Source organism: Pseudomonas sp. DW-iso3, assembly GCF_058725305.1.
Map to the genome: position 1 here is coordinate 1,201,725 of NZ_JBZXDZ010000001.1, position 17,394 is coordinate 1,219,118.

The following is a 17,394-nucleotide window of genomic DNA, read 5'->3' on the forward strand; positions in this document are numbered from 1 at the left end:
GCTTGCTCGCGAATGCTATCTCACAGGCAATTCAATTCTTTCGGACTCACCCGGCACCGTCGGCCAATCCCCAGCCGCCCAGCGCTGCCTGGCCTGTTCGATCACCGCCGGATCACTCGCGACAAAATTCCAATTAATCCGCCGTGGCCCATCCAGTGGCGCGCCGCCAAACACCATCAGGTGGCAATCGCTCTCGGCGAACAGTGTCATTTCCTGCCCGGCCGGCAGTACCGCCAAGCTGTGCACCTCCAATGCTTCCCCCTCCAACTGCGCCTCGCCCTCCAGCACATACACTGCCCGTTCCTCATGCTCATCAGGAATCAGCAGGGTCGTGGCCGTTTGCATGCGTACCTCGGCATACAACGTGGGCGATAGCACCGGCACCGGCGATTTGAGGCAGAAACCATCACCCGCGATCAGGCGGATCTGCACGCCGAGGTTGTCACTCACCGGCAGGCTCGCGGCCGGGTGATGGCTGTAATGCCCCGGCCCCGTTTCGTGGTCCTTTGGTGATGCCAGCCAGACTTGCAGCCCATGCAGGCTGAAACCTCTGGCCTTGAGCGCCTCAGGTGTACGTTCGACGTGGGCAATCGCGCTGCCGGCGGTCATCCAGCTGACATCGCCGGCGTGCACCACCTGGTCCGAACCCAGGCTGTCTTTGTGCTGCAAAGCGCCTTCGAACAGATAAGTGAGCGTGGACAGACCAATATGCGGGTGTTGGCGGATATTCATGCCCTCGCCCGGTGCATAACGGGTGAGCAGCATATGGTCGAAAAACACGAAAGGCCCGACGCTGCGGCATTCTCGCGACGGCAGCGGGCGCAGGATCGGTTGGCCTTCGACCTCTTCGGGGCGAGGGCGGATCACGGTGAGGGTGGTCATGGTGCGTCCCAATCTGAGCGGGTTGGATGCTGCTGAGCATAACCCGCTCGGTAGGATGTTGCCGCTATTGGCTGAAGGCACCTTCCGACAGCTTCGTCTCAATGCTGACGTCGGCGGTGGTCATCAGCTTGTGCACCGGGCAGCGATCCGCCACACGGTGCAGCTCGTCGCGTTGTTCGTCGGTGAGGACGCCCTTGAGCGTCAGCGTGACGTTGAGTTTGTATTTACCCTTTTGTTCTTCAGCGGCGTCATGGGTGACTTCTACAGTTACGCCGGAAAGCGGGATGTCTTTCTTCTGTGCGTAAAGCTTGACGGTCAATGCTTTGCACGACGCCAGCGCGGCGTCGAAGTAGTCGTGGGGGGAGGGCGCCGAATCATCGCCGCCCAGGCTTTTGGGCAGGTCGGTAAACAACTCATGGTTGTTGATATTGACGCTATGGCGGAAGTTGTCCTGGTTCAGGGTATTTACGGTAACAGGCATGGTAAACCTCACAGGGTGACAGGATGAAGGTCATGCAGTTATAGAGCATGCTGGCACTTCGGTGTTCCGCGTTTTTTTGCCGGATGAACCCCGGTGGGGCGCGCAAGGTCTACCCGTATCAGCCCTTATCGAGGTGTTACCGTGCCCTGGACCCGTCTGACGCTTGCCCTGTTGTTCACCGCCGGCAGCCTTGTTGCGCAGGCCCGCGACTATGCCTACAGCGATGCGCACCTGCATTACGTTGATTTCTTTCAGGAAACGGCGGGCATGGACAAGCTGCTCAAGGCGATGGCCGACAACCGCATTGAGCATGTGATGATTTCCGGCATTCCGGTCGCGAAGAAGTGGCACGAAGACGAACCCAAGCGCCCACGCTATTACGCCGGTGATGACGCCGATGCTTATTGGTACAGCGCCACCGACGTGATCGTTGCGGCAGCGGTCAACAAGCTGACCCCTGAACAGCGCCAGCACTTTCATCCGTTTCTGTCGGGCTTCAATCCTAACGATAAGAACTCGGATGCCCATATCCAGCGCATGCTCGACCTCAACCCAGGGCTGTGGCAGGGCATCGGCGAAGTCTTCACGCGCCATGACGACCTCACGGCCATCACGGCGGGCGACACGCCGCGCGCGAACAACGAAGCCATGACCCGCATCTATCACCTCGCAGCGGAAAACGACCTGCCGGTGATGCTGCACTCCAACATCACCTCCAAACGCGAGCGTAACCCGCTGTACCTCGCGGAAGTGGAGGAGCCGCTGCGCAACCATCCCCACACGCGCTTTATCTGGGCCCATGCCGGCACCAGCAAGGAAATCCACCGCCACCAGGTGCAGATGGACTTTTTGCTGCCCACCTTGAGCCGCCTGCTGGAGGCTTATCCCAACCTGTATGTTGACCTGTCCTGGAGCATGCTCACGCCGTATCTGCTCGATGACGTAGGCCAGCCTCGCCCGGAGTGGGTAAAGCTGGTGGAACGCTTCCCGGAGCGCTTTATGCTGGGCTCGGATGTCGTAGGGCGTTTCAACAAGCTGGGTAAGGAGATGCGCCGCTTTGACCCTTTTCTCGATGCCTTGCCTGAGGATGTGGCGCAAAAAGTTGCGCGGGATAACTTTCTTTCCGTCCTGCCTAAAGCGAACCAAGAGGGTGCAGCCCGTTGATATCGCGTTTTGGTCTTACGCAACGGCCGTAACGGGCCGATAACTTTCAAGAGCCAGCTGCAAATGGATGCAGCGCGTTTGGAAGGAGCCAAGGCATGAGTATCAGAAGTCTGAATATCGCCCCGCGCGCGGGATTGGGGTTTGGCGTGTTGGCGTTGATGGTGTTTGCCCTGGGCGGCTTTGCCCTGTTGCAGATGGCCAATATGCGGCAGCAGTCGGATCAGGTGGAAAACAACTGGCTGCCCAGCGTGATGGCGGTGGGGGATATGAGTCAGGACCTGCTGCGCATCCGTGCGCTGACGTTGCGCCTGCTGGTCAACCGCGACCCCCAGGCGCTGGCGCAGAATGAACAGAAACTCACTGAAATCAAAGCCAACCTGCATCGCGCTCGAACGTTGTATCAGGGCTTGATCGTATTGCCCGCCGAACAAGTGTTATTTGATCGCTTCAAGGCCGAAGAGGCGCGCTACCTCGAACGTCAGGAGCAGGTGGTGACCTTGTCCAAGGCCAATCAACTGGAGGATGCGATCCGGGTGGTCAACGGCGAAATGAACCAACTGGCTGACGAAATGGCGGCGACGCTGCGCGAACTGGTGACCTTGAACAAGACCAGTGCCAACCAGGCCGCAAGCCTGGCACAAAGCGTATTCAGCCAGTCGCGCATTTGGGTGATCGGCATGATTGTGCTCACGGCGCTGGTCACCATTGGCCTGGCGGTATTGCTGACGCGCAGTATCGTGCTGCCGCTGGCACAGTCGTTGAAAGTGGCCCAGGGCGTCGCGAGCGGCGATTTAACCGGTGAGATCAGTGTCCGTGGCCGCGACGAACCGGCGCGCTTGCAGCAGGCGCTCAAGAGCATGCAGGAAAATCTGCGTGACACCATCCGGCGCATATCCGAATCGTCGAACCAACTGGCGTCGGCTTCCGAAGAGCTGAGTTGCGTCACGGAGGACGCGACGCGTGGCTTGCATCAACAGAGCCAGGAAATCGAGCAGGCCGCCACGGCCGTCAACCAGATGACCGCCGCGGTCGAAGAGGTGGCAAGCAATGCAGTGGCCACGTCGCAGGCGTCGCGCGAATCCGACCGCATCGCCCAGCGTGGGCGTGAGCAGGTGCAGCAGACGGTGGTGTCGATTGAAGCGCTGGCCACCGATGTGACCGACAATGTGACGCAGGTCGAGGACTTGGCGCAGAAGGTCTATGGCATCAGCAAGGTGCTGGACGTCATCCGCTCGATTGCCGAACAGACCAACCTGCTGGCGCTGAATGCGGCGATCGAAGCGGCACGTGCCGGGGATGCCGGACGTGGTTTTGCGGTAGTTGCGGACGAGGTGCGCGCCTTGGCCCACCGCACCCAGCAGTCGACCCAGGAAATCGAACAGATGATCAGCGGGATCCAGCAGGGTACCGATCAGGCGGTCAGCTCGATGCAGCAGAGCAATACACGGGCGCGCTCCACGCTGGATATCGCCAAGTCGGCAGGCACGGCGTTGGAGGAAATTGCCTCGGCATTTACCCTGATCAATGAGCGTAACTTGGTGATTGCCAGCGCGTCTGAGCAACAGGCGGCAGTGGCGCGTGAGGTGGATCGCAATCTGATGAACATTCGCGATTTGGCGCACCAGACGTCAACGGGGGCGAATCAGACCAGTGCCGCGAGTCACGATTTGTCGCGGCTGGCGGTGGACCTGAACACGCTGGTGGCGCGGTTTTCGGTGTAGGGCGGGAGACCGAGATGGCGCCATCGCAGGCAAGCCAGCTCCCACATTTGACTGTGTTTACAATTCAAACTGTGGGAGCTGGCTTGCCTGCGATAGAGGCGGCGCGGTCTTACCTGTAATCACCCACAAAAAAGCCCCGAACCAGTCGGGACTTTTTCATGCGATCAAGCGACAGGCCTTACTTACCCTGCCAGCGTTTCAGCACCAGGGTGGCGTTAGTGCCACCAAAGCCGAAGCTGTTGCTCATCACGGTGTCGATTTTTGCATTCTCAACGGTTTTGGTCAGGATCGGCATGTCAGCCACCACCGGATCAATCTCGTCGATGTTGGCCGAGCCGGCCATGAAGTTGCCTTCCATCATCAGCAGGCAGTAGATTGCTTCGTGAACGCCGGCGGCGCCCAGGGAGTGACCCGACAGGCTCTTGGTGGAGCTGATGGCTGGCGCCTTGTCGCCGAAGACCGCACGCACGCCTTCCATTTCCTTGGCGTCGCCGACCGGAGTCGAGGTGCCGTGGGTGTTCAGGTAGTCGATTGGGGTATCTACAGTGGACATGGCCATCTGCATGCAACGGATGGCGCCTTCACCGCTCGGGGCAACCATGTCGTAGCCGTCGGAAGTGGCCCCGTAGCCGACGATTTCCGCGTAGATCTTGGCACCACGGGCCAGAGCGTGTTCCAGCTCCTCGACCACCACCATGCCGCCACCGCCGGCGATGACGAAACCGTCACGCTTGGCGTCGTAGGCGCGGGAGGCCTTTTCCGGGGTTTCGTTGTATTGAGTGGACAGCGCGCCCATGGCGTCGAACAGGAACGACTGGCTCCAATGCTCTTCTTCACCGCCGCCGGCGAATACGATGTCCTGCTTGCCCAGCTGGATCTGCTCAACCGCAGTACCGATGCAGTGTGCACTGGTGGCGCAGGCGGAGGAAATCGAGTAGTTCACGCCCTTGATCTGGAACGGCGTGGCCAGGCAGGCCGAAACGGTGCTACCCATGGTCCGCGTGACACGGTAAGGGCCAACGCGCTTCACGCCTTTTTCGCGCAGGATGTCCAGCGCTTCCATCTGGTTGAGGGTCGATGCGCCGCCGGAGCCGGCGATCAGGCCGGTGCGTACGTTCGATACCTGGTCGTCGCTCAGGCCGGAGTCGGCGATCGCGTCTTTCATGGCCAGGTAGGCATAGGCGGCAGCGTGGCCGACGAAGCGATAGATCTTGCGATCAATCAGCTCTTCGAGGGGCAGGTCGATGGAGCCGGAAACCTGGCTACGCAGACCCATTTCGGCATATTCCGGGTTGAAGCGGATGCCAGGGCGACTTGCACGCAGGTTAGCGGTGACGGTCTCTTTGTCATTGCCCAGGCAAGAAACAATGCCCAGACCAGTGATAACGACGCGGCGCATGCGGATAACCCTTAAAAGTTGTCAGTGGAAGTGAATACGCCGACCCGAAGGCCTTCGGCAGTATAGATCTCGCGACCGTCGACGCTCACCGAACCATCGGCGATGGCCAGGTTCAGCTTGCCCTTGAGGACGCGCTTGATTTGAATGTTATAGGTGACTTTCTTGGCGGTCGGCAGGACCTGGCCAAAGAACTTCACTTCGCCCGAACCCAGGGCGCGGCCGCGGCCAGGCAAACCTTGCCAGCCGAGGAAGAAACCGACCAGCTGCCACATGGCGTCAAGGCCCAGGCAACCTGGCATCACTGGGTCGCCTTCGAAATGGCAGGCGAAGAACCACAGGTCCGGGGTGATATCCAGCTCGGCGACCAATTCACCTTTGCCGTACTTGCCACCCTCTTCGCTGATATGGGTGATGCGATCCACCATCAGCATGTTCGGGGCGGGCAGTTGCGCGTTACCTGGGCCGAACAGCTCACCGCGACTGCAGCGCAGCAGGTCTTCCCGAGTAAAGGCGTTTTGTTTGGTCATGCGAGCTCCTCAATAATCCCATGCGGCAGGGTAGGGTAAATCTTCCCGAACCGAATGAAGCGTTCATGCCTCATGTCGGCAGCCTACACATAGACTATTGCGTTGTAGTGAAAGTCACAGCGGCAAGGTACTGAATGTACACTTGTTCACTGAAATTTTAAACCGGGCCTGTTTATGGGCCCGTTCGGGTGCCTAAGACTGCCGCACTTTCGTCTTTCACGCCAGTCGGACTTGGCTGATGGCGCGGCGCTATTGCACCCAACGTTGTAGGATTTGCTGCAAATCCGTGCGTTTGAACGGCTTGGCCAGGTAATCGTTCATTCCCGCTGCCAGACAGGCTTCACGGTCGCCCTGCAAGGCGTTGGCAGTCAGGGCGATGATCGGCAGGTCGGCGCAACCCGGCAACTGCCGAATCTGCCGGGTGGCTTCGTAGCCGTCGATCACCGGCAGCCGGCAATCCATCAGGATGGCGGTGAAAATCAGGCTCTCGGCGCTGCGGATCGCCTCGGCACCGTCGGTGGCCAGGCTCACTTCAAAGCCCAGGCTGCGCAGCATGGCTTCGACCACTGCGCGGTTGACCGGGTTGTCTTCCACCAACAGCACATGGCGACCATCGCCTGCGCCGGTTTTGCCGTCGGCGTCGCTGGCGATGGCCGGCACGCTGTGCTGGTCAATGGCCAGCGGAATTTCCAGGGTGAACACCGAGCCGCGGGCTTCTTCGCTCTGGGCGCGCAGGGTGCCGCCCATGCGTTCGGCCAGGGTTCGGGCGATGGGCAGGCCCAGGCCGGTGCCGCCGTAACGTCTTGAAATGGAACTGTCGGCCTGCTGGAACGCATCGAACATCAATTCCAGGCGTTCGGCGGAAATCCCGATGCCACTGTCGCGCACGGTGCAGGTGAACCACACCAGTTCATGGTCGAGGGTCTGCCAGTGTGGCTCGATGCTGACGTTGCCGTTCTCGGTGAACTTCAGCGCGTTGCCGATCAGGTTCACCAGAATCTGACGGATCCGCGTCGGGTCGCCCTGCACCCGCAAGGTATCCATCCCTGGCGGAATCGACAGCTCCAGCGCCAGCCCGCGCTGCTGGGCGCTGTGCTGAAACGCCTGGGCGCAGCTGTTGATCAGGTCCGCCAGGTTGAACGGAATGTGCTCCAGCTCCAGCGCCGCGCGCTCGATACGCGAGAAGTCGAGGATATCGTTGATCACCTTGAGCAAATGCTCGGTGGACTCCGACGCCAGCGCCGCGTACTCGGTCTGTTCTTCGGTCATCTCGGTGGTTTCCAACAACTGCAACATGCCCAGCACGCCGTTCATGGGTGTGCGCAACTCATGGCTCATCATCGCCAGGAAATCCGATTTCGCGTTGTTGGCCCGCTCGGCCTCTTCGCGAGTCTGGATCAACTGGGCCATGGCCTGTTGCTGTTCGCGGCTGGCCTGGTTGAGGCCTTCGGCGAGGTTGTTGATATGCCGAGACAGGTCGCCCAGTTCGGAGTCGTCCACGATCGGCAGCGGCGTCTTGTAGTCGCCTTGCTGGATCGCCTTCACCGCATGGCCCATGGCGCTGATCGGCTGCGACAGGCTGGCGGCCAGGCGCCGTGCGAGCAGGAAGGTAAACAGGAGGGCGAACAGTGCGAGGATGCCGGCCTTGAAGAGGATCTCCTGCTGGCGCTGGCTGAAGGCATCGTTGGACATGCCGACGATCACGCGGCCCAGGTAGTCAGCGCGCGGGGCCTTGGATTCGTTGAGGTTATCCTGGAAGAAATCATTGCCGAGCTGAATGTGTTGCAGGCGGATCGGCGCCTGGAACACTTTGACTGACAGCGACCGGTCATGTTTCTCCGACGGTTGCTCGACATACACGAGGATATTCTCGCTGCTGTCCTGGATTTCCAGAAAGCGCACATGGGGCGTGGCCAGCGTGGCGCGCAACAGGCTGTCGAGCACGTCATTGTTGCCGGAAATCACCCCGTACTCGGTGGCGGGCGCCAGTTGGTTGGCGATCAACTGGCCGGTGTGGTCCAGTTCCTGGCGCAGGTCCTGGATACGCACGAAGGTGAAGAAGCTGATCAACAGCAACGTCAGCAACAGCGCCGGGCCCAGGGTAATGAGCTGGGTGCGGGTGTTGATGTCCCAACGACGACGCAAGGTCATGGGCGTTTTTCTCCTTCGGCCAATCGGGTGGCGACACTGGCTTCGTCCACCTGTTCGATCCCCAGTGAGCGCGCGACTTGCGGGTTGCCCACGACTTTGAAGCGTTCCGGGTACAGCGAGTGCGGCCAGTTGGCCGGCGAGTGGTCGAGCAGGCGGTCGAGCACGGCAAGCCAGTCGGCCTGGTCGCTGTAAGTGCTGGCCAGGCTGCCGGCCCGCACGAAGCCCGCGTTCGGGCCTATCAGCGGCAACTGCTGGGCGTAACTGCTCAGCAACAGGTTCTTCGCGGTCTTCGGGTTGTACAACTGCGGGTCGTCGAGGCCGAGCAGTACGTCACTGTTGCGGAACAGGGTCTGCAGCGGCCGACTGTCAGTAATGTTGTCCCAGAGCTGCGGCACGATTTCCAGGCCCAGTAGCGTTGCGTGCTGGCGCAGTTCAGGCAGCAGGAACTCGCTGCCGGCGCCATAGAGCACGCCGATACGCCGGGCCTGCGGCAGGATGCTCGCGATCAGGCGTAGTTGGCGATCGAGCGGTGGGTCGCTCCACAGCAGGCTAATGCGTGGGTGCGGCATGGCGCCCAGGCGCTGATGGGCTTGCAGGCGGCTGATGCGCAGCACCAGGGTCGGTGGGCCCTGGGGCTCTTGCAGGCGCCAGTCGAGGCCGGGCAGGTCCAGCAGGATCAAGCGCGTGGTTGCCGGTAGGCGGCCGGGTGCCGGCAAGTCTTTGAGGGCGGTAAAGGTGATACGGTCTTCCGGGCGTTGCTGGGCCAGGGCCTGGGCAAAGGCCTGCACCCCGGCGCCGTCTTCGGCGGCGGTCAGCAGGATGTCGGCGCTCCACGCCGGCGCGGCCATCAGAAGACAGGCGAGTAGCACCGCTCGCCGCCAGAGTGGAGTGATAAACAGGCCGGTCATCCGTGACGAGTCGCCCATGTCAGAACTCTAACTCGGCACTGAAGTAGAGCACGTGGCGATGGTCATAGTTGTTGTCGGCCCAGGTCGTGGGCTGGTTGTCGAGGCGTTCTTGCAGCATGCCGGCCAGCTCCACATTGGCTTTGCCCAGGGCAATGCGCTTGGCCACCCGCAGGTCGACCCGTTCGAAGCGATATTGGTTGAGTGCGTCATCGCCATAGTAGAACAGCGCACTGGACCAACCCTGGCCCCATTCACGCAACCAGCCGGCGGAGCCGCTGTTGCGGGCGGTCTGTGCTTTGTCCAGCGGGTTGCTGGTGCTGGCGTCGACGTAAGCGTAGGTAAGGCGCAGGCGGTCGGCATTGCTCACGCGCCAGTCGAACTGCGACTCGGCGCCGGTAAACCGAGCGCTGTTGGCGTTGCTGGCAATGTACTGGTTATTGCGCAGCGGCGAGCTGATCATGTCGGTGATCTCGTCGTAGAACAGTTTCACGTCCATGTTCAGCCCGATGTCGGCAAAGAAGCCGTTGTACCCCAGTTCCCGTGACTTCATCATCTCTTTATCGAGGTTGCCCGGGCCCCGGGTTTTTACGAAGTATTGCCCGGTGGTCTGCCCATAGGCCGGGGAGCTGAGGTTGGTGACGCGATAACTCCAGTTGACGTTGTTCTCGAACATGTCCGGGGAGCGGATCGCCTCGGAATACACCGCGCGCAAGCCGTGGCGCGGGTTGATCAGGTAGTTGACCGCCACCCGTGGCGTCAGCGAGTTGCCGCTCAGGTGGGTGTCTTCATACATGGCGCCGCCTTGCAGCAGCCAGTGCTCGCTGGCGCGCCATTCCAACTGGCCGAACAGGCGCCAGGTGGTGTCGTCCAGGGTGCCGTTGAAGTAGGTGTCGGAGTCGGCGCGGTCGTAGCGGTAGTTCATGCCGCTGACCAGACGCAGGCTGTCGGACAGGCTGAACGTGTCCTGAATCTCCAGGTCGTAGCGGCTTTCGCGGGTGCTCTGGTCGATGTCACCGCACACGCTTTGGCTGGCACCGTCGCGCCACTGCTGCAGCACTTGGTTGGCCAACGCCTGCTCGGCGGCGTTGCCCGGTGGTGCGCTGCCCTGGCTGTAGGTGTCCATGTGCCGGGCCAGCAGTTCGGCGTAATTGGGGTTCATCTGCCACAACTGGGTCAGTTCGGGGCTGAATGAGACTTTGGCGTCACAGGCTTTCCAGATCTGGCGGCGGTCCCACTGTTGGGCGGAGCCCTGGATGTACAGGCTGTGATCCGGGTTGAAGTCGAAGTTCCAGCGCAGGGAGCCGGCATAATCCTTGGCGGTGACGTCGGAATTGTTGCCGCCTTCGGTAATCCCTGCGAAGACCGGGCTGTAGGTATACGGCCGCTGGTTGGTGCCTTCCTTCGCGTCCAGCTGCAGGTCGATGCTTTGTTGCGTGTTCAGCGTTTGGCTGATGGCCAGGCTGAAGCGGTTGAGACGGCGGCTGTCACGACGGTCTGCGCCGGTGGCATCGCTGTCGAAGCCGTCGTCCTGTTGCCCGGAGAGGGACAGGCGCAAGTCACCGGTTTCCCAGCCCGCGCCCTGGCTGGCATAGAAATCATTGATACCGCGTTCGCCACGCACCACTTTTAACCGCGTGCCGTGGCTGTTGGCCGGCGAGCGCGTAAGAATGTTGACCACCGCCATCAGCGCATTGGCGCCGTAGCTGACGGTGTTGGGGCCACGGAACACTTCAATGCGCTCGATATCTTCCATGGCCACCGGAATATCGCTCCAGTCCACGGTGGCCAGGCCCGCGCGATACACCGAGCGGCCGTCGATCAACACCTGCATGCGCCGCGCATCGCTGGCACTGGTGCCGTGGTAGTTCACCGCGGCCTGGTTGCCGGTGGTGTAACCGACCATCATCCCCGGCACCAGCCGCAGCAACTCGCTGATGTCCCGCGCGCCGCTGGCCTTGATCAGCTCGCGGTCGATCACGGTCATGCTGCCGGGCACCGCGGCGGCCGACTGCTTGAGGCGCGTGGCCGTCAACACCTGGGGCAGCGGCTGGCTGTCGAGGAACAGATCGTCGGCCATGGCTGGCGCGCTGCACAGCAGCATCAGCCACAGAGATGAACGGGGAGGAGGGGCCAAATACACGGCACGGCCTTGATAATTACGGATAGCCGCCCATGTTAACTGAGGTGGGGCCTTTTGCCAGTCGTCGGACTTGCAATTGCGTCATGAAAATGTGGCATTTTCCGACAAACGCACGAATTGATACGGGGGCTGGCCGCCAGCGGGTCGGCCCGTATAATGCCGCCATCGCCACTGGTATGGATTAACGGATTGCATATGACTGAACAGCGCCCTATTGCGGTCCTGGGAGGCGGAAGTTTTGGTACCGCCGTGGCAAACCTGCTGGCCGAGAACGGCCACGCCGTGCGCCAGTGGATGCGCGATCCCGAACAGGCCGAGGCCATTCGGGTGCACCGGGAAAATCCGCGTTACCTTAAAGGCATCAAGATTCATCCGGCGGTCGAGCCTGTCACCGACCTGCTGGAAACCCTTACGGCGTGCGACCTGTGCTTCGTCGCGCTGCCGTCCAGCGCCTTGCGCTCGGTGCTGGCACCCCACGCCGAGCGTCTGGCCGGCAAGCTGCTGGTCAGCCTGACCAAGGGCATCGAGGCGCAGACCTTCAAGCTGATGAGCGAAATCCTCGAAGAGATCGCTCCCCAGGCGCGCATTGGCGTGCTGTCCGGGCCGAACCTGGCAAGGGAAGTTGCCGAACACGCGCTGACCGCCACGGTTGTCGCCAGTGAAGATGAGGAACTGTGCGAACGCGTCCAGGCCGTGTTGCATGGCCGTACTTTCCGCGTCTACGCCAGCGGCGACCGCTTTGGCGTCGAGCTGGGCGGTGCGCTGAAAAACGTCTACGCGATCATTGCAGGCATGGCCGTCGCGCTGGGCATGGGCGAAAACACCAAGAGCATGCTGATCACCCGCGCCCTCGCCGAGATGACCCGTTTTGCGGTGAACCAGGGTGCCAATCCGATGACCTTCCTGGGGCTGGCGGGCGTGGGCGACTTGATCGTCACCTGCTCCTCGCCGAAAAGTCGCAATTACCAGGTCGGGTTTGCGCTTGGCCAGGGCCTGAGCCTGGAAGACGCAGTCACGCGTCTGGGTGAAGTGGCCGAAGGGGTCAACACCCTCAAAGTACTCAAGGCCAAGGCCCAGGAAGTGGGCGTCTATATGCCGCTGGTCGCCGGGCTGCACGCGATCCTGTTTGAAGGCCGCACCCTGAACCAGGTCATCGAGTTGCTGATGCGCGCCGAGCCCAAGACCGATGTCGACTTCATTTCCACCAGTGGTTTCAACTGAGGAACGCGTCATGAACGATCCGAAAGCAGCCCCCAAGTACGAATCCATTGCCCTGCGCATCCTGTGGATGCTGGTGTTTGCCCTGGTGTGGCAGGTGGCGCAGTTCCTGCTCGGCGCACTGGTGGTGGTGCAACTGATCTACCGCCTGGTCTACAGCGCCCCGAACCTGGGCCTGATGAACTTCGGCGACAGCCTCAGCCAGTTCCTGGCGCAGATCGGCCGCTTCGGCAGCTTCCACACCGAACAGAAGCCGTGGCCTTTCGCCGACTGGCCGACCCCGCGCGCGCCCGAGGGCGAAGCCGCCCACAGCGTGCCGCCGGCGCCGCATCCGGTGCGTGATGAAGAGCCAAAGCTGTGAAGCTGTGGATACTGCGCCACGGTGAGGCCGAAGGGCATGCCCGCACCGATGCCGAGCGCAACCTCACCGAGCACGGCCGTGGAGAAGTGTTGCGCAGTGCCGCGCACCTGATCGACCAGCCCCTGAGCGCGATCATCGCCAGCCCCTATGTGCGGGCGCAGCAAACTGCGCACCTGGTGCGCGATGCATTAGGTTTCGAACCGGAAATCCGCACGGTGCCGTGGCTGACCCCCGAGGGCAACCCGCTGCAGGTGCTGGAGAAGCTCGACACCGATGACAACGTGCTGCTGGTCAGCCATCAACCGTTGGTGGGCAGCCTGATCAGCTTTTTGCAGCACGGTCACCTGCGGCAGCCACAGCCGATGCACACCGCCAGCCTGGCTGAACTGGAAGGGGATTTCCCGCTGGCGGGGCTGATGAACCTGGTCAACGTGAAGAATCCGTAGGCTTTATCGCGGCTTTGTGTGTGCTATATAGTCAACCAAGCAAGTGCTTGGTTGGCTATCGTCGGACCACAAAGGAGCGCGTCCCATGCCCGTCGCTTTTCGTTTGCCGTTGCAGGTCTTCTTCGAACGTGAAGCGCGACATCCGCGCCAAACCTTTCTGGTGCAGCCCGTCGGTGATGGCGAGGTGCAAAGCCTTACCTGGGGCGACGTTGGCCACCAGGCTCGCTGCGCCGCGAACTGGCTGCGCGCCCGGGAGTTGCCCCAGGGCTCGCACATTGCGTTGATCTCGAAAAACTGCGCCCACTGGATCATTGCCGACCTGGCGATCTGGATGGCTGGGCATGTCTCGGTGCCGCTCTACCCCAACCTCACCGCTGATTCCGTTGCCCATGTGCTGACTCATTCCGAGGCGGCGCTGGTGTTGATCGGCAAGCTTGATGATTGGCCAGCCATGGCGCCCGGTGTGCCTAAGGATGTGCCGACCATCAGCCTGCCGTTGTGCCCGTCGGGCGAGTTCGATTTCAGTTGGGCCGATCTGCAGGCCTCCTCGCCGATTCAGGATGACCCGGCGCCGGCCGCCTCGGACCTGGCCACCATCATTTATACCTCCGGTACCACGGGCCTGCCCAAAGGCGTGATGCACAGCTTCGGCGCGCTGGGGTTTGCCGCGACCCGTGGTACGGCGTTGTTTGGCTTGGGTGAGGGCGACCGCTTGTTGTCCTACCTGCCGCTGTGCCACGTGGCGGAGCGGATGTTTGTGGAAATGGCCTCGATCTACACCGGGCAAACAGTGTTCTTCGCCGAAAGCCTGGAGACGTTTCTGGTGGACCTACGCAGGGCGCGTCCGACCGCACTGTTTGGCGTGCCGCGCATCTGGACCAAATTCCAGATGGGCGTCTACGCCAAGGTTCCGGCAAAACGCCTGGACGCCTTGCTGCGCCTGCCGTTCATCGGCAAGCGTGTGGGCCACAAGGTGCTCGCCGGCCTGGGCTTGGACGCGTTGCGTATCGCGCTTTCGGGGGCAGCGCCTGTGCCTGAAGCGCTGCTGCGCTGGTATCGGCGGCTGGGCCTGGACGTGCTTGAGGTGTATGGCATGACCGAGAGTTGCGGCTACTCCCATGTTTGCCGTCCCGGTCAGCAAACCCTCGGCTGGATCGGCCTGCCGTGCCCCGGTGTTGAAGTGCGTATCGATCCTGCGGGGGAAGTGCAGGTGCGGAGCGGTGCGACCATGCTCGGCTACTACAAGGACCCGCAGAAAACCGCCGAGACGATCACCGCCGATGGCTTCCTGCGCACGGGGGACAAAGGCGAGCAGGACACCGAGGGCCGTCTGCGCCTGACCGGACGGCTGAAGGAGATCTTCAAGACCAGCAAGGGCAAATACGTGGCCCCGGCGCCGATCGAAAACCGCCTGGCCGAACATGCGCGTATCGAGCAGGTGTGTGTGGTGGGGGATGGGTTGAGCGCGCCTATTGGTTTGTGCGTATTGTCGGCGGTGGAACAGGACCCGCAAGCGCTGCGCAGCAGTCTTGAACGTTGGTTGGTACAGGTCAACCAGACGCTGGACAAGCATGAGCGCCTGCGCCAACTGGTGGTGGTGAAAGACAGTTGGGCAGTGGAAAACGGCTTTTTGACGCCGACCTTGAAGATCAAACGCAACGCGATCGAATCGACTTACGGTGAATATTTCCAGCGGTGGAGCGAGCGTTCCGAAACGGTTCTGTGGCAGGATTAGGGCCGTAATAAAACCAATAAGGACAATTCCATGAGCCTGTGGCGCACCCAACCGAATATCGAACAACTCAACGCGATCCAGAAAAACACCATCGGTGAACTGCTCGATATCCGCTTTGAAAGCTTCGACGACGATTCCCTGACCGCCAGCATGGTAGTCGACCATCGCACCCATCAGCCCTACGGCCTGTTGCACGGCGGCGCGTCGGTGGTGTTGGCCGAGAGCGTCGGCTCTATGGCGGCCTATCTGTGTATCGACCCGAGCAAGTTTTATTGCGTCGGCCTGGAGGTCAACGCCAACCACCTGCGCGGTGTGCGTAGCGGGCGGGTGACGGCGGTGGCCAAGGCGATCCATATCGGTCGCACCACCCAGGTCTGGGACATCCGCCTGACAAGCGATGAGGGCAAGGCCAGTTGCGTGTCGCGCCTGACCATGGCGGTGGTGCCGCTGGGCGAGAACCCGCCGGCGCGATAGGTGTGGCGTGAGTGTCATCATTCCTGGCAGTTACAGTCATTGCTGTGCCGGCTGGGCATGGTGACAATCAATCTCTGTTTTTGTAGATGGATCCGGTATGTCGCAGCACGTGTTTTTTGCTCACGCCAATGGCTTCCCCTCGGCTACCTACGGCAAGTTGTTCGCCGCCCTGGCCCCGGAATATACGGTGGCCCACCTGCCGCAGCACGGTCACGACCCCCGATTTCCGGTGGACGATAACTGGCAGAACCTGGTGGACGAGCTGATCCATCACCTGGAACAGCAACCTGAGCCGGTGTGGGGCGTGGGCCATTCCCTCGGTGGCGTGTTGCACCTGCACGCGGCCATGCGGTGCCCACAGTTGTATCGCGGGGTGGTGATGCTGGATTCGCCCGTGCTGACCCGCGCGGACCGCTGGGTGATTCGTGCGGCCAAGCGCTTGGGTTTCATCGACCGCTTGACCCCGGCCGGACGCACCCTGGGCCGTCGCGAGGAATTTACCGACCTGGAGGCGGCGCGCAGTTACTTCGCCGGCAAAACCCTGTTCCGTGGCTTTGACCCGGAATGCTTCGACGCTTACCTGCAACATGGCCTGTATCAGGTGGGCGATCGCCTGCGCCTGCGCTTCGACCCGGCCACCGAAATCAGCATCTACCGGGGCGTGCCCCACACCAGCCCCGGCCAGGTGCGCCAGTTGAAGGTGCCGCTGGCGGTGGTGCGCGGTCGGCAAAGCCGGGTGGTGATGCGTCACCACGCCAATGGCGTCGGGCGCCTGCCCATGGGCGAGATGCTCACAATGCCTGGTGGCCACATGTTTCCCCTTGAACGCCCGCAAGACACCGCGGCCTTGATCAAGAACCTGTTTTCCCGCTGGGAAGCCCGCGAGCGCAGCTGCGCATGAGCACGCCGGTCGAAGAAGTCCGCCTGAGCCTGCCGCATATCGAACTGGCGGCCCATCTGTTTGGCCCCGAGGACGGTTTGCCGGTGATCGCCCTGCATGGCTGGCTGGACAATGCCAACAGCTTTGCGCGACTGGCGCCGAAACTTCAGGGCTTGCGCATCGTTGCACTGGATATGGCCGGGCATGGGCATTCGGCGCATCGTCCTACAGGTGCCGGTTATGCCTTGTGGGATTACGTCTATGACGTGCTGCAAGTCGCTGAGCAACTCGGGTGGAAACGTTTTGCATTACTTGGTCACTCTCTCGGCGCGATCGTGTCCCTGGTGCTGGCCGGCGCGTTGCCGGAGCGTGTGACCCACCTGGGATTGATCGACGGCGTGATCCCGCCGACCGCCAGCGGTGAGAACGCCGCCGAGCGGCTGGGTATGGCCTTGCAGGCGCAATTGAACCTGCAGGAAAAGCGCAAGCCGGTCTATAACACCCTGGATCGAGCGGTCGAAGCGCGCATGAAAGGGGTAGTGGCGGTCAGCCGCGAAGCCGCCGAACTGCTGGCCCAGCGCGGTTTGATGCCAGTGCCGGGCGGTTACACCTGGCGCACCGACAGCCGTCTGACCCTGGCTTCGCCGATGCGCCTGACCGACGAACAAGCGATGGCCTTCGTGCGGCGCGTAGCTTGTCCTACTCAATTGGTGGTCGCTGCGGATGGCATGCTGGCGAAACATTCCGAATTGCTTTCCCAGCTACCCTTTGCAGTCAGCACGCTGCCAGGCGGCCATCATTTGCACTTGAATGAGGAGTCCGGCGCGGTCCTTGTTGCAGACTGTTTCAATCGGTTCTTCTCCGCGCCTTGACTTGGGGCGGTCAACTGCCGAGGCTGGGCGGATTG

At 61.8% G+C, this 17,394-nt stretch carries 16 protein-coding genes and 1 pseudogene; 10 read left to right on the plus strand and 7 right to left on the minus strand.

Annotated features, from left to right (window positions below):
• Positions 1-15: 15 nt before the first annotated feature.
• Together AC4PS7_RS05620 and AC4PS7_RS05625 are read right to left on the minus strand one after the other, a co-directional pair.
• Positions 16-882 (minus strand): pirin family protein, encoded by an 867-nt coding sequence (locus AC4PS7_RS05620; RefSeq protein ID WP_176332335.1) that lies wholly within the window; start codon positions 880-882, stop codon positions 16-18.
• 64 nt (positions 883-946) lie between these two features.
• Positions 947-1,363 carry an OsmC family protein gene (locus AC4PS7_RS05625; protein ID WP_021492563.1) on the minus strand — a complete coding sequence of 139 codons (417 nt, stop codon included), beginning with the start codon at positions 1,361-1,363 and terminating at the stop codon, positions 947-949.
• Between the two features lie 141 nt (positions 1,364-1,504).
• Between AC4PS7_RS05625 and AC4PS7_RS05630 the strand changes: the two genes are divergently transcribed.
• The 3 genes and pseudogenes from AC4PS7_RS05630 (at position 1,505) to AC4PS7_RS05640 (ending at position 4,248) form a co-directional block, all read left to right on the plus strand.
• Entirely contained in the window at positions 1,505-2,527 is a 1,023-nt protein-coding gene (locus AC4PS7_RS05630) for an amidohydrolase family protein (protein ID WP_492179197.1), read from the plus strand.
• 95 nt (positions 2,528-2,622) lie between these two features.
• Positions 2,623-3,393: pseudogene (locus AC4PS7_RS05635) on the plus strand (MCP four helix bundle domain-containing protein); the annotation flags it as partial.
• The gene (locus AC4PS7_RS05640; RefSeq protein ID WP_392397731.1) at positions 3,385-4,248 is read left to right on the plus strand and encodes a methyl-accepting chemotaxis protein; all 864 of its coding nucleotides are present in this window, start codon (positions 3,385-3,387) and stop codon (positions 4,246-4,248) included. The pseudogene AC4PS7_RS05635 and the gene AC4PS7_RS05640, both read left to right, overlap by 9 nt.
• 178 nt (positions 4,249-4,426) lie before the next feature.
• Here AC4PS7_RS05640 and fabB read toward each other — a convergent pair whose 3' ends face one another.
• The 5 genes from fabB to AC4PS7_RS05665 form a co-directional block, all read right to left on the minus strand.
• Positions 4,427-5,647, minus strand: a complete 1,221-nt coding sequence (gene fabB / locus AC4PS7_RS05645; RefSeq protein WP_010211706.1) for a beta-ketoacyl-ACP synthase I — start codon at positions 5,645-5,647, stop codon at positions 4,427-4,429.
• 11 nt (positions 5,648-5,658) lie between these two features.
• Positions 5,659-6,174, minus strand: a complete 516-nt coding sequence (gene fabA / locus AC4PS7_RS05650) for a 3-hydroxyacyl-[acyl-carrier-protein] dehydratase FabA (RefSeq protein ID WP_010211704.1) — start codon at positions 6,172-6,174, stop codon at positions 5,659-5,661.
• A 249-nt stretch (positions 6,175-6,423) separates the two neighbouring features.
• On the minus strand, positions 6,424-8,325 hold the full coding sequence (locus tag AC4PS7_RS05655) for an ATP-binding protein (protein ID WP_044286897.1): 1,902 nt from the start codon (positions 8,323-8,325) through the stop codon (positions 6,424-6,426).
• Positions 8,322-9,251, minus strand: a complete 930-nt coding sequence (locus AC4PS7_RS05660) for an ABC transporter substrate-binding protein (protein WP_492179200.1) — start codon at positions 9,249-9,251, stop codon at positions 8,322-8,324. The genes AC4PS7_RS05655 and AC4PS7_RS05660 overlap by 4 nt, the downstream gene beginning before the upstream one ends.
• Before the next feature lies 1 nt (position 9,252).
• The gene (locus AC4PS7_RS05665) at positions 9,253-11,373 is read right to left on the minus strand and encodes a TonB-dependent receptor plug domain-containing protein (protein ID WP_337999278.1); all 2,121 of its coding nucleotides are present in this window, start codon (positions 11,371-11,373) and stop codon (positions 9,253-9,255) included.
• 195 nt (positions 11,374-11,568) lie between these two features.
• Between AC4PS7_RS05665 and AC4PS7_RS05670 the strand changes: the two genes are divergently transcribed.
• The 7 genes from AC4PS7_RS05670 (at position 11,569) to AC4PS7_RS05700 (ending at position 17,359) form a co-directional block, all read left to right on the plus strand.
• Positions 11,569-12,594 (plus strand): NAD(P)H-dependent glycerol-3-phosphate dehydrogenase, encoded by a 1,026-nt coding sequence (locus AC4PS7_RS05670; protein ID WP_010211695.1) that lies wholly within the window; start codon positions 11,569-11,571, stop codon positions 12,592-12,594.
• A gap of 10 nt (positions 12,595-12,604) precedes the next feature.
• On the plus strand, positions 12,605-12,952 hold the full coding sequence (locus AC4PS7_RS05675) for a DUF4389 domain-containing protein (protein WP_010211694.1): 348 nt from the start codon (positions 12,605-12,607) through the stop codon (positions 12,950-12,952).
• Positions 12,949-13,398, plus strand: a complete 450-nt coding sequence (gene sixA / locus AC4PS7_RS05680; RefSeq protein WP_010211692.1) for a phosphohistidine phosphatase SixA — start codon at positions 12,949-12,951, stop codon at positions 13,396-13,398. Before AC4PS7_RS05675 ends, sixA begins: the two co-directional genes overlap by 4 nt.
• An 85-nt stretch (positions 13,399-13,483) precedes the next feature.
• Complete coding sequence (locus AC4PS7_RS05685; RefSeq protein WP_021492130.1) at positions 13,484-15,133, plus strand: AMP-binding protein; 1,650 nt, start codon at positions 13,484-13,486, stop codon at positions 15,131-15,133.
• A gap of 30 nt (positions 15,134-15,163) precedes the next feature.
• On the plus strand, positions 15,164-15,607 hold the full coding sequence (locus AC4PS7_RS05690; RefSeq protein ID WP_010211688.1) for a hotdog fold thioesterase: 444 nt from the start codon (positions 15,164-15,166) through the stop codon (positions 15,605-15,607).
• Between the two features lie 97 nt (positions 15,608-15,704).
• On the plus strand, positions 15,705-16,508 hold the full coding sequence (locus AC4PS7_RS05695; protein WP_010211687.1) for an alpha/beta fold hydrolase: 804 nt from the start codon (positions 15,705-15,707) through the stop codon (positions 16,506-16,508).
• Positions 16,505-17,359 (plus strand): alpha/beta hydrolase, encoded by an 855-nt coding sequence (locus AC4PS7_RS05700; RefSeq protein ID WP_047543503.1) that lies wholly within the window; start codon positions 16,505-16,507, stop codon positions 17,357-17,359. The genes AC4PS7_RS05695 and AC4PS7_RS05700 overlap by 4 nt, the downstream gene beginning before the upstream one ends.
• The last annotated feature ends 35 nt before the right edge of the window (positions 17,360-17,394 follow it).